The sequence below is a fragment of the Bacillota bacterium genome, assembly GCA_012518215.1.
Classification (GTDB): domain Bacteria; phylum Bacillota; class Dethiobacteria; order DTU022; family PWGO01; genus JAAYSV01.
This window is the reverse complement of sequence record JAAYSV010000006.1, coordinates 140045-157573: the sequence shown is the minus strand read 5'-3', so window position 1 is coordinate 157573 and position 17529 is coordinate 140045. Positions and strand designations below refer to the sequence as shown.

At 46.9% G+C, this 17529-nt stretch carries 19 protein-coding genes; 1 reads left to right on the top strand and 18 read right to left on the bottom strand.

The genetic code is table 11. The features are described 5' to 3' along the window. Nucleotides 1–26: 26 nt before the first annotated feature. From GX364_01100 to GX364_01085, 4 genes are all read right to left on the bottom strand, one after another. Nucleotides 27–1013 carry a hypothetical protein gene (locus GX364_01100; protein ID NLI69449.1) on the bottom strand — a complete coding sequence of 329 codons (987 nt, stop codon included), beginning with the start codon at nucleotides 1011–1013 and terminating at the stop codon, nucleotides 27–29. Nucleotides 1014–1031: 18 nt separating this feature from the next. Then, nucleotides 1032–1994, bottom strand: a complete 963-nt coding sequence (locus GX364_01095) for a hypothetical protein (protein NLI69448.1) — start codon at nucleotides 1992–1994, stop codon at nucleotides 1032–1034. 164 nt (nucleotides 1995–2158) lie between these two features. Continuing rightward, a complete protein-coding gene (locus tag GX364_01090) occupies nucleotides 2159–2419 on the bottom strand; it encodes a hypothetical protein (protein NLI69447.1) in 261 nt (86 codons plus the stop codon). An 87-nt stretch (nucleotides 2420–2506) separates the two neighbouring features. Then, a complete protein-coding gene (locus GX364_01085; protein NLI69446.1) occupies nucleotides 2507–2920 on the bottom strand; it encodes a YjbQ family protein in 414 nt (137 codons plus the stop codon). A 264-nt stretch (nucleotides 2921–3184) separates the two neighbouring features. Between GX364_01085 and GX364_01080 the strand changes: the two genes are divergently transcribed. Beyond that, entirely contained in the window at nucleotides 3185–4480 is a 1296-nt protein-coding gene (locus tag GX364_01080; GenBank protein ID NLI69445.1) for a CapA family protein, read from the top strand. A 9-nt stretch (nucleotides 4481–4489) separates the two neighbouring features. Here GX364_01080 and GX364_01075 read toward each other — a convergent pair whose 3' ends face one another. The 14 genes from GX364_01075 to recA all read right to left on the bottom strand — a co-directional run bounded on the left by GX364_01075 (nucleotide 4490) and on the right by recA (nucleotide 17477). Next, the gene (locus tag GX364_01075) at nucleotides 4490–5944 is read right to left on the bottom strand and encodes a glutamate--tRNA ligase (protein ID NLI69444.1); all 1455 of its coding nucleotides are present in this window, start codon (nucleotides 5942–5944) and stop codon (nucleotides 4490–4492) included. A gap of 138 nt (nucleotides 5945–6082) precedes the next feature. After that, complete coding sequence (locus GX364_01070) at nucleotides 6083–6265, bottom strand: DUF1657 domain-containing protein (protein NLI69443.1); 183 nt, start codon at nucleotides 6263–6265, stop codon at nucleotides 6083–6085. 107 nt (nucleotides 6266–6372) lie between these two features. Further along, nucleotides 6373–6945, bottom strand: coding sequence for a lysophospholipase (locus GX364_01065; protein NLI69442.1), 573 nt, complete (start codon nucleotides 6943–6945; stop codon nucleotides 6373–6375). A gap of 42 nt (nucleotides 6946–6987) precedes the next feature. Next, on the bottom strand, nucleotides 6988–8385 hold the full coding sequence (locus tag GX364_01060; protein ID NLI69441.1) for a hypothetical protein: 1398 nt from the start codon (nucleotides 8383–8385) through the stop codon (nucleotides 6988–6990). A gap of 339 nt (nucleotides 8386–8724) precedes the next feature. Next, nucleotides 8725–9792 carry a sodium ion-translocating decarboxylase subunit beta gene (locus tag GX364_01055; GenBank protein NLI69440.1) on the bottom strand — a complete coding sequence of 356 codons (1068 nt, stop codon included), beginning with the start codon at nucleotides 9790–9792 and terminating at the stop codon, nucleotides 8725–8727. A 108-nt stretch (nucleotides 9793–9900) separates the two neighbouring features. After that, nucleotides 9901–10293 (bottom strand): biotin/lipoyl-binding protein, encoded by a 393-nt coding sequence (locus GX364_01050; protein ID NLI69439.1) that lies wholly within the window; start codon nucleotides 10291–10293, stop codon nucleotides 9901–9903. Beyond that, nucleotides 10274–10675 carry an OadG family protein gene (locus GX364_01045; GenBank protein NLI69438.1) on the bottom strand — a complete coding sequence of 134 codons (402 nt, stop codon included), beginning with the start codon at nucleotides 10673–10675 and terminating at the stop codon, nucleotides 10274–10276. The genes GX364_01050 and GX364_01045 overlap by 20 nt, the downstream gene beginning before the upstream one ends. Before the next feature lie 205 nt (nucleotides 10676–10880). Next, nucleotides 10881–11726: a PHP domain-containing protein gene (locus tag GX364_01040; protein ID NLI69437.1), complete on the bottom strand. Its 846-nt coding sequence runs from the start codon at nucleotides 11724–11726 to the stop codon at nucleotides 10881–10883. A 30-nt stretch (nucleotides 11727–11756) separates the two neighbouring features. Next, entirely contained in the window at nucleotides 11757–12746 is a 990-nt protein-coding gene (locus GX364_01035) for a membrane dipeptidase (protein ID NLI69436.1), read from the bottom strand. Between the two features lie 102 nt (nucleotides 12747–12848). Then, entirely contained in the window at nucleotides 12849–13109 is a 261-nt protein-coding gene (locus GX364_01030) for a stage V sporulation protein S (GenBank protein NLI69435.1), read from the bottom strand. A gap of 122 nt (nucleotides 13110–13231) precedes the next feature. Then, nucleotides 13232–14014: a TIGR00282 family metallophosphoesterase gene (locus GX364_01025; GenBank protein NLI69434.1), complete on the bottom strand. Its 783-nt coding sequence runs from the start codon at nucleotides 14012–14014 to the stop codon at nucleotides 13232–13234. A 108-nt stretch (nucleotides 14015–14122) separates the two neighbouring features. Then, nucleotides 14123–15682, bottom strand: coding sequence for a ribonuclease Y (gene rny, locus GX364_01020; GenBank protein ID NLI69433.1), 1560 nt, complete (start codon nucleotides 15680–15682; stop codon nucleotides 14123–14125). A gap of 266 nt (nucleotides 15683–15948) precedes the next feature. Then, nucleotides 15949–16443, bottom strand: coding sequence for a regulatory protein RecX (locus tag GX364_01015; protein NLI69432.1), 495 nt, complete (start codon nucleotides 16441–16443; stop codon nucleotides 15949–15951). Then, entirely contained in the window at nucleotides 16440–17477 is a 1038-nt protein-coding gene (gene recA / locus GX364_01010; protein ID NLI69431.1) for a recombinase RecA, read from the bottom strand. The genes GX364_01015 and recA overlap by 4 nt, the downstream gene beginning before the upstream one ends. Nucleotides 17478–17529: the final 52 nt, after the last annotated feature.

Sequence of the window (17529 nt, the reverse complement as noted above, 5' to 3'; positions counted from 1 at the left end):
GGAATTGTTCTACGGCATACCCTGCATTAGTCCTTCACATAGGTCATCGCTTCAACTATTTTTTGTGGCCCGGCACTGTACAGACGGTAAAATATTTCATCGGTTACCTTCTCGTTTTCCCTGGCCAGTATCTCCCCATTTTCATCTTTTATATCCCTGATCAGTGTTTTCCCAAGTATATACTGTCTCTGTTGCTGAACCAGTTTCGAAAGTGTTTTCTCCTGGCCTTCGGAGGTTTCTTGTTTTGAACCTGCCTCCGGCTCTGCGGACTTTTCTATTTCAATTTCTTCGCCTATATCATCATTTTCGATAGCAACGGGATCCTGAACCTCCTCTTTTGCGGAAGCGTCCAACGGGACCTCTACCACCGGAATTTCTGTTTCAACCGCTGTTGTTTCTCCCGTGGTAACAATGTCTACCTCCTCCGTCAATTCAGGTGTTCCTTCATCTCCCTCTTTAAAATTTCGCAACTCTTCCTGAGGCGTTGATGCCGGTTCTTGCTCCTCCTGTTTTACCGGGTCGGAAGTGGTTGTTCCTGCAGCAATGGAATCATCGATTATCAGGGCCTCCTTGCCGATGGTTATAACCTGTTCTGCAGAAAGGGCATATTCTGTTTCATTGTTTCCCTCTGTACGGTAAAAGAACTCGGCAATGTTCCCGTCCTCCGTATTGATGGAGTATTCGGAAACATCTCCGATATAAGCCCCTTTGTTGCTAACGACCTTTTTCCCGAAAATATCCAATCCGACATCGACCAGATTCTTCAATACTTTTACCTTCAGAAGATCAATTACACCGCAATCTTTTTCCACCGTGATGGCAAAATCGCCAATTGCATTCGCGGACAGGAAAGAAATTCCCCTGAGCTCTTCTGATGCTCCCGGTTCGTCAATTAACAAAAACTCGACATTTTTTTCGCAGGGATTTATCAGCAAACCTTTGACAGTTCCGATCTGGACACCCTCGCTAATGCTGAAAATCGGTATCCCCAACAATTCCTGGCTTCGCTTCATGAGCTTTGTTCCTCCTTCTTAAAGATAGATTGTATTATTTTTCCATATTTTTCCGGCCTTCAACTTTGTCATTTCCGGCAAATCGGAATAAGAAGTACCCGTAAGACCATCCTTCTGTAGTAGTTTGTCCAATTCCTGCAGGTAAACCAGCAGCATCTCAAAATGTTCCCGGGTCGATGTTTCCAGCAGTTGGCCTTCTTCATTCAGAAATGACGAAACAAATGTAGCGGCTTCCGAATACCTGCCCAGTTCCCTGTAAATGATGACCAGATCGGCACAGAGAAGTAATTTTATGCCAGAATCATCGGTTCTGGAAAAAGCGGCCTGCAGGTATTCCACCGAAACAAGCAGATTGTTCTCCATGCGACACCGGAGATAGATATTTACCAGTTCATCGACCGTGATGCCCCTTTCCAGCAGGACTGCCAGCTCTTTCCTGCGATCTTCCATCGTGATCAAAGGCAAACAAGGCAATGGCCTCGGGATGGGCAGACAGGGAACCCCCTCCTTGCCGGCTCGTTCTTCAATATCGGCCGGTATTTCTGGTTCACTGCTCGTGCATGTGACAATGGTTTTCCCGGGAGTTTCCATGATGCGGCCGGATGGGCATGCCCTTCCATCCCCGGCCATGGCGCTCTCCACCGGGGACGTATCGGTTATTTCTTTTGATACATCTCCCCCCTTTTCTTGCTCCGTTCCTTCCGGAGCCTGCTTGTTTTCCCGGCTGACACGCGATGTATTCACTTCTTGCCGGCGCCTCCGGGAAACAGTATAGATTACCCTTCCCCCGGCCAAAAAAACGATCATATACAACAGAAACGAGGTCAAGGGCTGAAAATAGCTTAAATACAACGGAAATAGAAGAGCATTGACCAGGCCCCAGACCAACGTCACCGGGTACAACCTGTCAGCATGCAATACAACAGCAAGAGCCAAAAAGAAAAAAGATACCGATATGATAAAAATACAATATATCTTCACCCATAGTGTCTCCTCGCAAGAGCAGGTAATTTCTCTAATTCGTCATCTGCTGATTATTATCCTTCTAAATACGCCACTTCTCAACAAATTAATAAGCATACGAACAATAAAAAACAGGCCCGTGCGGCCTGTTTGCAAACAATCAACCCGATTGTCCCTTTCCTTTACAATTCCCTGTTCTTGATCTTGTAGTATGTATTCTTCGCTCCCGAGTACAATCCCATGGATGATAGTCCGAGGACCAGGCCGATCAGTATGGCTTTTTTCGGATCGCCGGGAGCCAGATAGAAAAAGGAAAAAAGAAGACCCAGGGCTATTGACACCACAGGGATTATACTCTTGGGAACACCTGCCCTTTTCAACAATTCGGTAAGACCCACAACAACAGGGACTAATGCCAGTCCGTAAACGCTGAATTGATCCACATCTGCCCCTCCTTGCCAAAAGCAAATATCAATAAATGATATGGGCAAACTTCTTCATTTATTCACGTTATTTGTCTTGCCTGGATGTCAGCTCCCCATGATTTTGACTACCAGGCGCTTGGGCCGCCGTCCATCAAATTCGGCGTAAAATATCTGCTGCCAGGGGCCCAGATCTAGCCTTCCCGCGGTAACTGGAACGATCACCTGATGCCCCATCAGAATGTTTTTCAAGTGTGCATCACCATTGTCTTCACCGGTCCGGTGATGTTCGTAGCTTCTGCCAAAAGGGGCGATTCCTTCCAGCATCCTGTCCATATCTGCCCTGAACCCAGGTTCATCATCATTGATATATACCCCGGCAGTTATATGCATGGCCGAAACCAGGGCCATCCCTTCTTCAACTCCACTTTTCCGTACCGCTTCCTCCACCCTATCCGTAATTCCAAGATATTCTCTACGTTTGTCAGTGTTGATCGTGAAATATTCGGTATATGTTTTCATTTCAAGGACCTTCCTCCCTGTTTTACCATTATTATTTGCAAAACGTGTATGCAAAAAACAGCCCCCTCCAGTTACATCGATCTCCCCCGGTTATTTGCAAAATATCTGTTGCGTTTCATTCACCTCGCTCCGCCTCTTTTTTGCCCCGGTCTTTCAATTGTCGAGCTTCAATACGCTTTGTTACAAAATTGTTATATTTTTTTAAAAGGGTTTTTCCGGCCAGCAAACTATGTTATAATTCCGTAGAACATTCAAGGAGCAATCATGCACGGATACAACAATTATAGCAAAAAAAAGACCCGTAAAAAATTAAAGAAAAAATACATTTTACCCCTCACTGCAATTGTAATTCTTTCCCTGGCCCTGGGCTTTTATTTCCTCTACAATTCCGGCAAGAATCCAGCCACCGTGGACAGCCCCATCGCCGATGAACCAGCCCCAACCGAGGAATATCGCGAAGTTCTTCTGGTTGCATGCGGGGATATAATGGTGCATCCTTCACAACTCGAGGGGGCAAAGGATCGGCAAACAGGGGAATATGACTTCTCACCCAGTTTTGAATTTATCAAGGAGTATATCAAGAAAGCCGATCTGGCCGTGGGCAACTTTGAAACTACGCTTGCCGGTGAGGAAAGGGGTTTCAGCGGTGATCCGGCCCGGTTCAACAGTCCCGATGCATTGGCGCGTAACTTGAAAGATGTCGGCTTTGACCTGATGGCCACAGCCAACAACCATTCGCTTGACAGGGGGGCCTCCGGCCTGCTACGAACGATCGATGTTCTCCAGGAAGCCGGACTCGAAACCTTCGGTACTTTCAGAAGTCCGGAGGAAAGAAACACCCCACTTGTTGTGGATGTGAATGGAATCAAGATTGCTTTCCTGGCTTACACGGATATCATCAACGGCATGATCATCCCTGCCGGCCAGGAATATATTATCAACTTCATCGATCTTGATGCCGATCCACAACTCGAGAAAACGCGAAACATTTTTGAAACGGATATTGCTGCAGCGCGCAAGGAAGGTGCAGATATCGTGGCTGTATACATGCATTGGGGTTATGAATACAAATTTACGCCCAATTCATGGCAGGAACGAATGGCACAAATATTGGCTGAAACAGGAGCAGATCTGATTCTGGGATGCCATCCTCATGTCATCCAGCCCATGGAATATATCACCACGGAGAGGGATGATGGGGGCTCTCATCGCACATTTTTGGTTTACTCGATGGGTAACTTTATTTCCAATCAGTTTCACTGGCCGGGTGTAATACCTACCGAAGAGGTAAAATACGGACTGCTGATGCAGATCAAACTGGAAAAAGAAATGGTCTCCGGCGATACACGTATCAAGGATGTTGATTATATCATTACCAGGGTTAACCGCGATTGGCGGCACCGTATCATTCCACTTCACCTGCTGATCGATTCCACCCCGGAAACCTACAAAATGCCCGGCCACAAATATGATCGTCTGTTGCCGGTCTGGAACGATATCGTACAGAGATTGGAAGGGTTCGAGCCCGCATTCAAACCGCAAAAATTTCAGGCCCCCTGACCACGGTTGCTATGACCAATTGGATGTCACAGCTTTTTCGCAACGTCTGATGGTTTCATCCCGCCCCAGGATAAGTATAATGTCGATCAGTTCGGGCCCTATCGGGCGCCCACTGATGGCAATCCTCACCGGCCTGTTCAAGCGTCCCGGGGATATTTCATGTTTTGCGAACAGTTCATCCATCATTTTCTGAATGCTGTCACGTGAAAAATCATCCATTGCTTTCAACCCATCAATGAATAACCTCAAATTGTCCCTGGCATCCTCTTTACCCAGTACCTTCCTGGCCGCTTCTTCATCATAGTCAAAATCTTTTTTAAAAAAATATGTGGATGCATCCACAAATTCCTCGATCGTTTTGACCCGGTCGCTTAGAGCAGCAAATATATCGTTCACCCTGCTCATATCGCTGCTGGAAACGGAAGCAGGCAGAAGACCGGCTTGCTGTAAAAAGGGGATGGACAGGGCGGCCATCTTTTGTGTAGGACTTTCCCTTATATAATGGCCGTTGATCCATATTATTTTTTTGATGTCGTATATGGCCGCAGTTTTCACAACCCGATCGAGGGTAAAATAGTCAATGATCCTGCCCAGCGGCAATATCTCTTCCTCCCCGGGTGGAGACCAGCCCAGCAATGCCAGATAGTTTATCAACGCTTCCGGCAAGAACCCTTTATTCTTGAATTCCTGAACTGAAGTAGCCCCATGCCTTTTGCTCAGTTTGCTACGATCGGGGGCCAGAATCATCGGTACATGTGCATATACAGGCAAGCTGTAACCCAATGCTTCGGCCACAAGTTGCTGGCGGGGAGTATTTGACAGGTGTTCTTCAGCCCGTATGACATGGCTTATCTTCATCTCCCAATCGTCCACGACGCTCGCAAAGTTATAGGTGGGGACCCCATCCGATTTTAAAATGATAAAATCATCAAGGATGCTGTTATCGAAACTGACCTCCCCCCTGATCCGATCATGAACCACCGTCTGCCCGGTGTCCGGTGTACGCAGCCTGACTACAGGCTTTACCCCTCTATCCCCCTCCGGAGCCCTGTCCAATTTCCGACAGGTACCGGGATATACATAAGGTTTTCCCTGGCGGCGCGCTTCTTCCCGGCCCCGTTCCAGTTTCTCTTTTGAGCAATAACAATGATATGCTTTACCGGTTTCAAGAAGGCGGTTGATCTCTTTCATGTAGGACGTATACCTCTCCGATTGGACATAGGGCCCATAATCCCCGCCCCTGTCGGGGCCCTCGTCCCAGTCCAGCCCGAGCCAATTCATGGCCTCGATGATTCCCGTCCAGTATTCTTCCCGGGAACGTTCCGCATCGGTATCGTCAATTCTCAGAATGAAAACGCCATTTTTCTTGCGAGCATACAACCAGTTGAAAAGGGCCGTTCTGGCTCCCCCGATATGCAATTCCCCTGTAGGGCTCGGCGCAAATCTGACTCTCACTGTTGGCATTCCTGTCACACTCCCAAACAATAATGAAATTCTTATTGAGTATATCATTCTTGCCCTGATTGTTCCATGTCATGATTCCAAATAACAGGGCAGCGTCTGCAGCTGCCCTGTTATCAAAATTTTCGTTTGTTGACAATGTTATTTTAGCTGGTTGAGTGCTATCTGGCATTTTTGTACACATTCGTCTGCCATCCTGGCAGTTTGATTGAAAGCATTTCGGGCCTGTTCGTTTTCCGTTTCTTCTGCTGCAATTCTCAGTTCTGCCGATGATTCTTTGAGCCCCTCTATACATTTTTCTATCCTGGGTCTGATTTGAGGCATAACCGTCACCTTCCTCGATCTTGATGTCTTTAGTATTCCCTTTCAGAAGATAATGATCAACAGAAGGTGTCAACGCCAGAGGCATGCATGTTGATAAAATCTTTCATCTACCCGCCTTTTTTCGATGTAAAGGGAGCAAAAATCTCCTTATCGACTGCCCCGGCCATCACCCTGTAACCCTCGATGCCGGGATGCGCTCCATCGACGGTCAGGCCGGGCAATGGACCACCGTTGGATGAGTCCAGAAATGGATTGTAAAAATCGATCAGCCCGATTCCTTCCGCCCGGGCATAATCCCTGATCCAATTTCTGTATTCCGCCAATGTTGATTCAATGTTGTAAAAAGCTACCGGGGTAGGCAGCCCCATGACAGTTCCAATACCATGTTTCCGCGCTTCATCATGCATCTTGCGAAAGTTCAAGGCCACCTTTTCCAGTGGCACCCCGCAGAAGGCATCGTTGTAACCCCCAAGAATGATCACCACCCGGGGCCTCTCCCTGACCACATCCCGAATAAAACGATTGCACATATCAGCGGTGAGGTCACCACATATACCACGGTTCCCGATCTTGAGAGCATATTTTTTCGAGATGATATTGACCCATGAGCATTCCTCAGAAAAGGGGAAACCCTGGGTAATCGAATCACCGATGGCTACCACATCGTATGGCCTGTCCAATTTATTCCCCCCTGGACTTTTTTTCAAGTATATCACTATTCATCACGGAGCGGCACGATAAATGAATGGTTCGGGTTTATAATAATCATCGGACAATTTTTCCCGGCCAATCTCGGCTTCTTCTTCCAGCAAGAGCCGCCAGGTGGTGATCCTGTAGCCCGGGGAACCTTTCTGTATCATCTCGATTTCACCTGGCTTCATGCCCCGGTCATTCTCCAAAACTATCGGTGGAGCAATGCGGATTTTGTCCGTGGAGGTGATCCTGATCTTCGTTTCATTTTCCTGGCCGTATAGCCGGGCAATCAGGCGGCCATTTTTTACCTCCGTGCCGATCATGATGTAACTACCCAGCGTATTTTCAAATTTCAAATCCAGGTAATCATAGGCTATGGTGGCATCCCTGCCAATTTCCACATACCCCACAGGGAGTGAATGGCCATGTCTTTCAACGATCTTCAAGTTCGCCAGCAAGGCACTGTTGTACAATGTTGAAGAAACCTGGCAGAGCCCCCCTCCCACCCCCGGAACCAGCTTGCCATTGCTGATGATGGGTGCTTCCCTGAAACCATCCTTGCACGAAGCAGCACCGATGACATTGTTGAAAGAAAATATTTCCCCGGGAGCCAGTATGTATCCATCAAGCATGGAACATGCCAGTACAATGTTGTGCGTGCGGTTCGCATTTCCCGGGCCTATCGGCGTGGAAAAACTGCTGATTTTTTCTTTGATCCCCATCCTTTCCAGGTCATATGTTGTTATTGCCGCCGGCCAGGCCCCTGTCAACGGCCTTATCTCGATGCTGTTTGCAGAAGATTTGTTTTTGCCATGCCTTTCAACGGCACGGATTATTTTGTTCCGTGTGGCCGCGACCTTCAAATAACGTCCCTTTTCTTCAGGGCATATGTTTATATGGTCATTCTGTATCTCAAAGGAGGCATCACGAGGCAATATCATGTACCGGTTAGCCAGCCCCTTCATCATTTCCGAGAATATTTCTTCTTCAAGCGTCACTTTTTTTCGGCTCCGATGATTATGGACCAGCAAAGAAATCCTTGATATGGGGTTGCCAACCAACAATTTTCCAAACAAGCGGAAACGCCCTGTCGCCATCCCCTCTTGCAATGTATCTTCCACGGAGAAAGATATTCCTGCATCTGAACAGGACACGGAGAACGGTTCGATCTGATCGTGCAAAAAAATAATTTCCTTTGCCTTCAAGCCATCGAAACTGTTTTCAAGCAAAGGCGCCACCTCGTTGCTGTGCCTGTTCCCGACGTAGATATCCTCGATAAATATTCCCGGGTAAAATCGATTCCTGTAGTAGATACAATCCAGAACGATGATCAGCAATAACAAGAACACCACGATGATTGAAAGGACGGATACTGTGGTTTTCCGGGAAACGGGAACCCCTTCCTTTTTTGATGGTTCCGGAACCATGACTGTGGTATCCCCTGTCATCAGATCACTTTCATTCCTTTATTTTATACTTAAAAATATGAGTTCGTTTTTTTAATATGAATGAATATAAAACAAGAAATTGTGAATAATAAAGGCAGAACCCCATGGGGTGGAAAATGCACAAGGTCAAACATGATGTTTACCATAACTCGCACTCCATCCGTGGGGTTCAAATTTACCCGCGTTTCACCCCCCTGTCCTCATCATGAATAAATAGCGTAAATCCCTTCCCCCTGGAAGAAGCAGACAGAAACAGATAACGCCCGCAGCGGTCAATACTTTTGACTGGACTATTTTTGCAGCGGCACAAAAAGGAAATTATTTGAAGAGAGACAGAAGAAATCCGGCCACTATGGCTGAACCTATCACTCCCGCCACATTGGGCCCCATGGCGTGCATCAACAGATAATTGTTGGGGTTTGCTTCCTTGCCCACTTTCTGCGACACTCTTGCCGCCATGGGTACAGCTGAAACCCCTGCGGATCCGATCAAGGGATTGATCCTGCCCCCCGTGATTTTGCACAGGATCTTGCCCATCAGAACACCCCCAGCCGTGCCGATAGCAAAAGCAGCCAATCCCAGAAGAATGATCTTGACCGTGTCGACGGTGAGAAATAATTCGGAGGTGGCCTTGGCCCCGACGGAAAGCCCCAGAAAAATTACCACGATGTTGTTCAGATCGTTCTGGGCTGTTTTGCTCAATCGGTCCGTTACCCCGCTTTCCCGGAAAAGATTGCCTAGCATCAACATCCCGACCAGGGGAATTGCCTCGGGCAAGAGCAACCCGACGAGAATTGTCACCACGATTGAAAACAAAATCTTTTCCTTCTTCGAAACTACTCTCGGTTGTTCCATGACGATGACTCTTTCCTTCTGTGTCGTCAACAATTTCATGATCGGCGGCTGAATGATAGGCACCAGAGCCATATATGAATATGCTGCAATGGCAATGGAACCAAGCAACTCCGGTGCAAGGCGATTCGTAAGATAGATGGCTGTTGGCCCATCGGCTCCGCCAATTATGCCAATTGCCGATGCCTCCTGCGGGGTAAAACCCAGAAAAAGCGCGCCCAGAAGTGTAACGAATATTCCCAGTTGAGCAGCCGCCCCCAGCATGAGCGTTATCGGATTGGCGATCAATGGCCCGAAATCAGTAAGCGCTCCCACGCCGAGAAAGATGAGAGGGGGATAGATGCCCAGTTCAACACCAAGCGAAAGATAGTAAAGTAGCCCTCCCAAAAAATTGTTTTCCGCCATGGGCATGTCCAGGAGTGTATTCAAGGGCAGATTGACCAGTAACGCACCAAAACCGATCGGCACAAGCAACAATGGTTCGTATTTCCTGGCAATCCCCAGATAAAGCAGGATACACGATATGATTATCATGATAGCCCTGGGAATGGTCAAACCGAAAAATCCCATCGTCCGTGTAAACTCCGAAAGCATATCCAGCAAGGAACGGGGCCTCCTTTTTTTCTGCAGTTATACCATTATCTATCCGATAATCATCAGAACTTCGCCACTGTCAACAGTGTCAGCTTTATGAACCAATATCTTAATCACCGTGCCCGATACAGGTGATGTTATTTCGTTTTCCATCTTCATTGCTTCCAGGATAACAAGAACATCATTCTCCTTCACCTCGTCACCTTCGGTTACCTTTACATCAACTATTGTACCCGGCATGGGAGCTTTCACCGGCTTTCCGCCATTGGAAAAATCCCGTGGCACCTTTTCGGTTTTCATGGATACCGGCTTTGTTTGTTCGGGATCTCCATGTTTTTTACTCTCAACATCCCGGGAAGTAGAATCCTCTTCTTTTACTTCTTCCACCTCGACACTGAATATTTCCCCATCTACAGATACTCTAAATGATCTTCTGACCAAATTTTTCCCTCCTGATGTTTGTTAAAATCAGATTCATTTTTAGCAGATCTTCCCGCCCTTGCAAAGCCCATTGACTGCTAAAATTGCCATGATGCGGTTCGACTCTCGTGATCCTGTAATCAGCCATGCCGTCTTCAGAGTTCAAATAACTGTCAATGGCCGCGCTTATGGCAGCAACGATTTTTTGACGGGCCCTGACCGACTCCACACCGGAATCGCTTTCATCTACAACAGGCATGATCGTGGAGCTCCTCGATGTATTGGATCTGAAAGCAACCAAACGGCTAAACAAAACTATCAAGAGATTCAATACAAATAATACCGTCAAGACAAGGGTAAAGCCTATGGCCATGGTCTGCAATCCAAAATACAAGAACTCCATCTATTACTCCTTTGGTCATCCAACATGCCGCCAAAACAACATTTCTCCCGGCATTGCAAGGAACAACAAAACATCCGCATCAATACTGGCTGGTATTTCTTTACCATTATACCTGAATCATTATTATTTTACACCATCGAGATAACAATAATTTTATATTGCCGTTCCGGGCAAGGATCGGGGAGCTATCGCTATGGGTTAGCAATCATGGGGCCCTGTCCCACATTTTTTTAATTTCTTCAACACACCTGTATTCCACACTTGCACAGCCCGGAAAGGGACAGGATTCCTTGTCGTCCCCATGGAAATCGGACCCACCCGTGATCAACAACCCTTCCCTTCGAGCCCATTCTCTGTAGAAAAGAGTCAATCCGGGGGTATGTTCGGGGTGATAAACTTCAATGCCCTTCAGACCCGATTTTTTGAAATGAAAAAGAGATTGACTGTTTTCATTGGTTATCCCGGGGTGTGCCAGTACGGGAACCGCTCCACAACTGTTCAGAAGTGAAATGGCATCCTCGGTCTTCAGTGTCAAACGGGGAATATATGCCACCTTGCCTCGACCGATGAAACGTTCAAATGCTTCCGATATTGTCGTTACATAACCTTTTTTATAAAGCAGTCTGGCCAGATGAAGCCTGCCCGGAGCAGCCTCCCCGGCTTCTTCCTCGACATCTTCCATGCGCACCTTGACCCCTTTTCCAGAAAGGAGTGCCAGCATTCCGGCCATACGCTCGTAACGTCCGGCTCTCAACGAGGAAAGCTCTTTCCCCAACCGGGAATCGGAAGATGCAAAATATCCTAGCAGATGAATTTCCCGGCCTTGAAAAACAGTGCCGATCTCCACACCGGGTATCACTTCTATTCCCAGGCGACGCCCGGCTTTTTGCGCTTCTTCCACACCTTCTGTTGATTCATGGTCAGTCAAGGCAATAGCCTTGAGTCTGTTATTTCTTGCACAGATCTCCACCAACCTGTTAGGGGGATACAGACCGTCGGAAAATGAACTATGCAGGTGCATATCAGCCAGAGGAGTTTCCTTCGCAAGCAAAATTCAACTGCTCCTTCTTGATCGGTATTTTCATTTTATATTATCTTCAAGTATTCTCAGGACATTGCCCGATATAATCAGTTCCACCTCGGAAAGGGAAAACCCTCTTCCTATCAGCCCGGACACCAGGTATCCATAGCAGGTGCAATCATGAAGTTCATCCATGGTAATATCAATCCCATCAAAATCAGAACCAAGGGCAAGCACCTCCACCCCGGCTATTGTAGCAATGTGAACGAAATGATCGATCAGCTTGTCAATACTGCATTCATCAACACTATCAGCAATAAAATGGGGGTAAAAAGTCAAGCCCACAACCCCTCCCTTTTTGCTCAGAACTTTCAACTGTTCATCGCTCAAATTGCGGGAATTGTCACAAATGGACCTGGCATTAGCATGTGACACAATTGGAGGTTTACTTGCAAAATCCATAACATCATAAAAAGCACGTGGCGATATGTGCGCCAAATCGACCAACATTCCCAGGGCCTCCATACGTTTGACCACCTTGCGCCCCAACATGGTCAATTTGCCTTCCCCTCTGTCACCATGACTTCCGGCCAGCAGATTGTCATAATTCCATGTTAACGAAAGAGAACGCACGCCCAGCATGTAATAGATATCCAACATCGAGATATCCCCATCCAGAGCTTCCCCACCTTCTATCGAAAGAACGGCCGCGATCTTTCCCCTCCTGTTCAATGCCGCGATGTCGGAAAAAGCATTCACGTGTCCGATTTTATGTTCGTTGCCAGAGATTATATTGCGGTAATAGCATGAGATCATATGCAACGTTTCTTTTGCCCCCCTGCCTCTCTTTCCCGTGCAAGCCGCAAAGAATTGGGTTTTGACCCCCCCTTTGCACATCCTCGGCAAATCCAGATGCCCATGCATATTTTCTGCCGCAAATCTGTATTTGCTCTTTGTGGAAAGTGACAGATTGGAAATGGTGTCACAATGACAATCGATGACTCCTACTTCCTTTAGAAGCTTTGAAGCTTTTCCGGAGATATTGTTCATGGTTACCTCCTTGCATGCTCCCCCATCAATTATACACGGATCACCAATTACAAAAACACCTGGCAAGAATGCCAGGTGTTTTTTTGAATAATATAATTTCCCTTATCGAGGCTCTACAATCAACTTGATAGCCGTCTTTTCCTCACCATCTATCTGGACATCGGTAAAAGCAGGTATACATATCAAGTCGACACCACTGGGAGCTACAAACCCTCTTGCAATAGCAACAGCCTTCACTGCCTGATTTAGAGCACCGGCACCTATGGCTTGAACTTCCGCCCCTCCCCGTTCCCTGAGCACCCCGGCCAGAGCACCGGCTACAGAATTGGGATTGGATTTGGCAGATACTTTAAGTACGTCCATTTGTTACTACATCCTCCTTCTACCTGTTTTTCAATCGCTAATGTTGAAGAATATTATATTTTCAATATTTATACTATTCTATCATCATGACCAAAATTCCTTCTATCAAAAAAAGTAAATTTTTAAATGACCATATTGATCCTTTCCAGGTATGTGCAGATGCCCTCGTTGTCTACCTCAAGAAAAAGAGCATTCAATTGCGCGGGTTGTGCATCGCCCAACCTGAATCTGACTGGCAATTTGGTGGTGAATTTTTCTATAGCCTGATCGATATTCACGCCGATTACGGAGTTGAACGGCCCGGTCATCCCCACATCTGTTATATAGCCCATCTGTTGACCGATGATTCTTTCGTCAGCTGTCTGCACATGTGTATGTGTGCCGATAACAGCACTTGCCTTGTCATTCAAAAACCATCCCATTGCATTTTTTTCGGAAGTTGCCTCGGCATGAAAATCAACAATGATGATCGGCGTTTCTCTTTTCAACCTTTCTATCTCGCCCACCGACTTTCTGAAGGGACACTCAATTTCGGGCATGAACACCTGGCCTGCCAGGCAGATAACACCTATCTTCCTTCCTGCCTTTTCAAAAACTACCGACCCCCTCCCCGGGGTGCCCGGAGGGTAGTTCAACGGCCTCAGTAGACGTTCTTCCTGATCGATAAAATTGAACACATCCTTGTTGTCCCATATGTGGTTGCCCCCGGTGATGACATCAACTCCCGCATCAAATATTTCGCGAGCAACTTTTTGGGTTATCCCCCAACCCCCCGCGGAATTTTCACCATTGGCAATGATCACATCCATACGATAATTGCTGTCAAGCCCGGGAATGGCCGTCTTCAGGCATTCCCTCCCCGGACGCCCCATGATATCACCGATGAACAGTATACGCAAAATGATCTTCCTTTCCCGATCGGTTGCCGTTGCTTCTCACATGATCTGATAAGCGAAATATGGAAAGTGTTCACGTGAACACTTTCCATATCGATGGCTTGAAAATTACTTATTTTATTTTGCATATTCAATGGCTCTGGTTTCTCTGACGACCGTTACCTTGATCTGCCCGGGATATTCCATTTCATTTTCGATCTTTTTCACCATATCGCGGGCAATCATGGCAGCATTGTTATCACTGACTCTTTCCGGTTTCACGATAATCCTTATTTCCCTTCCGGCCTGGATGGCAAAGCATTTATCTACACCCTCGAACGAATCGGCAATACCCTCAAGCTTCTCCAGTCTCTTGATATAGTTTTCCAGGCTTTCCCGTCTGGCTCCCGGCCTGGATGCTGATATTGCATCTGCCGCCTGAACCAGAACGGCCTCCATGGTCTTGAAGTCAACGTCATCGTGATGCGCCTCGATGGCATTCAACACCTCCGGGGATTCCTTGTATTTTTTGGCCAGCTCAACACCCAGAGCCACATGCGGCCCCGTTCTTTCCAATTCCTGATCCATGGCTTTCCCTATATCATGCAGCAGGCCAGCCCTTTTGGCCAGGTTGATGTCCAGCCCAAGTTCCGCAGCCATTATACCCGCCAATTTTGACACTTCAATCGAATGTTGAAGAACGTTCTGCCCATAACTGGTACGGTACCTGAGTTTACCCAGGTGGTGGACCAGTTCCGCATGCAAGCCATGTACTCCAGTCTTCAATATGGCCCTCTCTCCCTCTTCCTTGATTGTATTTTCGATCTCCTGACGCGACTTCTCCACCATCTCTTCTATCCTTGCCGGATGGATACGACCGTCGTTGATCAACTTTTCCAATGAAATGCGAGCAATTTCACGGCGGATCGGGTCAAAACCGGAAATGATCACCGCTCCCGGGGTGTCATCAATGATCAAGTCTATACCTGTAAGATTCTCCAGCGCACGGATGTTCCTTCCTTCCCTTCCAATGATCCTGCCCTTCATATCATCGTTGGGAAGATTCACAACCGATACGGTTGACTCGGAAGTATGTTCCGCAGCACATCTCTGTATAGCGATGGTTACAATCTCTCTCGATTTCTTTTTTGCTTCCTGATGAGCACGATCTTCTATATCCTTGATCATGATCGCCATTTCATGCTTGATCTCTTTTTCAACTTTCTCCATCAGCAATTCCTTGGCTTCATTCTGTGACAACATGGAAAGCCTCTCCAGCTCTGCCAGCTGTTGCTTGTACAGATCATCAATCTTTTTTTGCATCTTCTGTGCATGTTCCTTTTTCCGTTGCAAGTCCTCTTCCTTCTTCTCTATGGCATTGTTCTTCTTGTCCAGAGCCTCCTCCTTCTGAACCAGACGACGTTCCAGACGGTTCAATTCGGAACGCCTCTCTCGACTTTCCTTTTCCACTTCGTTTCTTAGATGATGCGCCTCTTCTTTGGCTTCCAGGGTCTTCTCCCTTATAATGGCCTTTGCTTCCGATTTTGCATTTTCGATTATTTTTTCCACTTCGTTTTCAGCCGAAATCATTTTGTTTTCTGCAACCCTTTTGCGGGAAAAATACCCGACAGCAAAGGCAACACCGATAGCCATTAAAGAGCCTATTACGGACAAGATCAAAATAAAATGAATAGGCATGAATTTAACACCTCCTGCAATTTGATTCCTGAAAAATGATGCCTGACAAACAAAAAAAGTTGTGCAAGAACACAACTATTCAAAAGAGAAAAAAATACATTTTTTCTTAACCAGACAAGATTCAATTTAAAATATATTTTTAGTGCCCGGCGCACATCGATTCTCTTTGTAGTAGGTTGTATTCTCACTACAATATACAAGACATGATACAATAATATTCTATACCTTGAAAAAGGTTATGTCAAACAGATATCCAAAATGCTTCATCAATCGAAATATTTTCTTGAAATTTTAAAAACCACTTCGCCCGGATATCCCCGTCTTTTCAAAAAGGACATTGTTTTTCTCAAAAGATTTCTATCATCTCGCTCATAATCCGTTGGCAGGTATCTGTCCATCAATTTTCTGGCCCGTTCATATTCGCTTGACAGCTCATTTTTCAACAAGTCGGCGATGATTTTTTCATCGATACCTTTATTTTTCAATTCCCATCTTATTTTTAAAGAACCCTTCAGTTTACGTCTGGAAAATTCCACCCATGACCTGGCAAATTCCCTGTCATCCAGGAGGCCGACACCTTCCAGTCTTTCAATTACACCTGCACATGTTTCGGCATCAAAACCCTTGCCAGATAGATAACCCTCCATCTCTTTCTTGCTTCTTTGCCGATATGACAACCACCTCAAGGATTTATTCCATGCAGCCCTGTAATCCCGGTCACTGTTACCCGATGACCCTTTCCCGGCCCCGGCCATCTTCAAATCAAGCCGGAACCGTCGTTGTCCGGCCCGGTAGCATCATCTTTCCTGGTAGGCAAACCGTAAGCTTCCCTGATCTGTTTCTCGAGGGCAGCGGTAACATCCGGGTTGTCTTTCAGATACTCACGCACGTTTTCCTTGCCCTGCCCCAGGCGTTCCTCATCCCATGAATACCAGGCACCACTTTTTTTGATTATATCGAGTTCCACTCCCAGGTCGATGAGCGAACCCTCACGAGAAATCCCGTACCCGTAGATGATGTCAAATTCGGCTGTTTTGAAAGGAGGAGCCAATTTATTTTTCACCACTCTGGCCCGCGTTCTATTACCCACCATCTGGTCTCCCTGCTTGATTGTTTCTATGCGGCGGACCTCCAGCCTGACCGAGGAATAAAATTTCAGGGCCCTGCCACCCGGTGTTGTTTCAGGGTTGCCAAACATAACGCCCACCTTTTCACGAATCTGATTGATAAAAAGTGCCGTGGTATTCGACTTGCTGATGATAGCCGATAGCTTGCGCATGGCCTGGGACATAAGCCGTGCCTGCAGGCCAACATGGGAATCCCCCATATCGCCTTCAATTTCCGCACGGGGAGCCAGGGCGGCCACGGAATCGACCACGATAACATCGACTGCCGCGCTGCGCACCAGCATCTCCACGATCTCGAGAGCCTGTTCACCGGTATCAGGTTGAGAAACAAGCAGTTCCTCCACATTTACACCCAATTTTTTGGCATAGTAAGGGTCAAGAGCATGCTCGGCATCGACAAAAGCAGCATTGCCCCCGCCTTTCTGGGCCTCGGCAATGGCATGCAGTGCCACGGTTGTTTTTCCCGACGATTCGGGGCCGTAAACCTCCACCACCCTTCCCCGGGGAAACCCGCCAATTCCCAGAGCTATATCCAACGACAGGCAACCTGAAGGGATTGTTTCGATACCATTTTTTACTGTCTGCCCCAGTTTCATGATCGCCCCTTTGCCGAATTGTTTCTCAATCTGCAAGATGGCCATGTCCAGAGCTTTTTGTTTTTCCATGATAAACCTCCCTTGTATTTAAGGATCATCAGCATTATATTTCTGGTTATAAACT

What these genes read in the sequence shown, in the direction of transcription:
- GX364_01100 (NLI69449.1), bottom strand. Translation starts at nt 1,013, where the DNA reads ATGAAGCGAAGCCAGGAATTGTTGGGGATACCGATTTTCAGCATTAGC.
- GX364_01060 (NLI69441.1), bottom strand. Translation starts at nt 8,385, where the DNA reads ATGGTTCCGGAACCATCAAAAAAGGAAGGGGTTCCCGTTTCCCGGAAA.
- GX364_01030 (NLI69435.1), bottom strand. Translation starts at nt 13,109, where the DNA reads ATGGACGTACTTAAAGTATCTGCCAAATCCAATCCCAATTCTGTAGCC.
- GX364_01055 (NLI69440.1), bottom strand. Translation starts at nt 9,792, where the DNA reads ATGATAATCATATCGTGTATCCTGCTTTATCTGGGGATTGCCAGGAAA.
- GX364_01070 (NLI69443.1), bottom strand. Translation starts at nt 6,265, where the DNA reads ATGCCTCAAATCAGACCCAGGATAGAAAAATGTATAGAGGGGCTCAAA.
- GX364_01085 (NLI69446.1), bottom strand. Translation starts at nt 2,920, where the DNA reads ATGAAAACATATACCGAATATTTCACGATCAACACTGACAAACGTAGA.
- rny (NLI69433.1), bottom strand. Translation starts at nt 15,682, where the DNA reads ATGCCTATTCATTTTATTTTGATCTTGTCCGTAATAGGCTCTTTAATG.
- GX364_01035 (NLI69436.1), bottom strand. Translation starts at nt 12,746, where the DNA reads ATGAACAATATCTCCGGAAAAGCTTCAAAGCTTCTAAAGGAAGTAGGA.
- GX364_01080 (NLI69445.1), top strand. Translation starts at nt 3,185, where the DNA reads ATGCACGGATACAACAATTATAGCAAAAAAAAGACCCGTAAAAAATTA.
- GX364_01045 (NLI69438.1), bottom strand. Translation starts at nt 10,675, where the DNA reads ATGGAGTTCTTGTATTTTGGATTGCAGACCATGGCCATAGGCTTTACC.
- GX364_01075 (NLI69444.1), bottom strand. Translation starts at nt 5,944, where the DNA reads ATGCCAACAGTGAGAGTCAGATTTGCGCCGAGCCCTACAGGGGAATTG.